The organism is Kytococcus sp. HMSC28H12 (genome assembly GCF_001816045.1).
GTDB classification, from domain to species: Bacteria; Actinomycetota; Actinomycetes; order Actinomycetales; family Dermatophilaceae; genus Kytococcus; species Kytococcus schroeteri.
On the sequence record NZ_KV824299.1, the window covers coordinates 1 to 1,725 of the forward strand.

The window sequence follows — 1,725 nt, forward strand, 5'->3', positions numbered from 1 at the left end:
GGCGGGCCGGGGCACCGAGGCGGCGGGCGCCCGGCACCTGGTCGCGGGCGAAGGCCACGAGCACCCCCACTGCGCAGAGCGCCGCCACGAGCGCCGAGCCACCGGAGGAGACCAGCGGCAGCGGCACCCCGATGATGGGCAGCAGGCCGATGACCGAGCCGATGTTCACCATCGCCTGGCCGAGCAGCCAGGCCATGATGCCGGCCGTCGCGATGCGCACGAAGGTATCGCGCGTGCCGGCGATGACGCGGTAGCAGACGTACCCGATGACGGCGAACAGCCCGATCACCAGGCAGGCACCGAGCATGCCCAGCTCCTCACCGATGACGGCGAAGATGAAGTCGTTGTGCGGCTCGGGCAGGTAGAACCACTTCTCGCGGCTGGCCCCCAGACCGACGCCCCACCAGCCGCCGTCGGCCAGGGCGTACTCGCCGTGCACCTTCTGGTAGCAGTTCTCCTGCTGGGCGCTGGAGCAGTCGTTGAGCCACACCGCGATGCGGGCCATGCGGTTGGGCGAGGTGACCGCGAGGACCACCGCCAGCAGGGCGGCCGCGGCGAGGCCTCCCCCCATCCACACCAGGGACACCCCGGCCACCCACAGCATGCCCACCGCGATGGCCAGCAGCACCAGCGCGGACCCGAGGTCGCGGCCCGCGAGCACCAGCCCCAGGCAGCCCGCCACCACCGGCACCACGAACGGCACCACGAGGTGGAGCAGCTCGCGCAGGCGGGGCACCTTGTGGGCGAGCAGGAAGGCACCGCCGAGCACCAGCCCGAGCTTGAGCAGCTCCGAGGGCTGCATCGTCTGGCCGCCGATCATGATCCAGTTGCGGTTGCCCTTGGCCGCCACGCCCAGCGGCGTGAACACCAGTACCTGCAGGGCCCCCGTGCCCACCAGGGCCGGGAAGGCCAGGCGGCGGAGCCAGGCCACGGGCAGCAGCGCGAGCACGGTGGCCCCCACCAGTCCGAGGCCGGCGAAGGTGGCCTGCTTGACGAGCTCGGCGTAGACCGACCCGCTCTCGGTGTAGGCCGACACCGACGAGGCGGAGAACACCATCACCAGGCCGATGACGAGCAGCGCCAGCGGTGCCAGCACGGCCAGGCGGGCCACGGTCACGGGACGGTCGAGCCACTCCTTGAGGGCCTGGCGGCGCCCCGCGTCGAACGGGTGGGCGCCCTCAGCCATCGAGGGGGACCTGCCCGTCCCCGCCGTGCAGGCGGCGCACCTCGCGGGCGAACAGGTCGCCGCGCTGGCCGTAGTCGGAGAACATGTCGATGGAGGCCGCGGCGGGCGAGAGCAGCACGAGGTCGCCGACTCCGGCGCGCGCGGAGGCGGCGGACACCGCATCGGCCATGGCCTGCTCCGGCTCGGTGCCGGTCACCCGGTCCACCGGCACCTGCGGGGCGTGGCGGGCCACGGCGCCGGCGACGGCGTCGGCGTCCTTGCCCAGCACCACCACGGCCTTGAGACGGTCGGCCACGTCGGCCACCAGCCCGTCCACGTCGGCACCCTTGAGGTCTCCCCCGGCCACCCAGACGATGCTGGACGAGGCCGTGAGCGCCGCGGCGGCGGCGTGCGGGTTGGTGGCCTTGGAGTCGTCCACCCAGGTGACGCCCTCGGCCACGAGCACGGTCTCCATGCGGTGCGGGTCGGCGCGGAAGGCGCGCAGCCCCTCCCGGACGGCGGCCGGCGGCACACCGTGGGCGCGGGCCAGGGCTGCGGCG

2 protein-coding genes are annotated in these 1,725 nt (G+C 74.0%); both read right to left on the bottom strand.

From position 1 onward, the window contains the following. The coding region (ftsW, locus tag HMPREF3099_RS01965) for a putative lipid II flippase FtsW (protein WP_070703517.1) at nt 1-1,186 on the bottom strand (1,186 nt) is incomplete at its 3' end. Then, a partial coding sequence (locus HMPREF3099_RS01970) for a glutamate ligase domain-containing protein (protein WP_305778341.1) occupies nt 1,179-1,725 on the bottom strand: 547 nt, incomplete at its 5' end. The genes HMPREF3099_RS01970 and ftsW, both read right to left, overlap by 8 nt.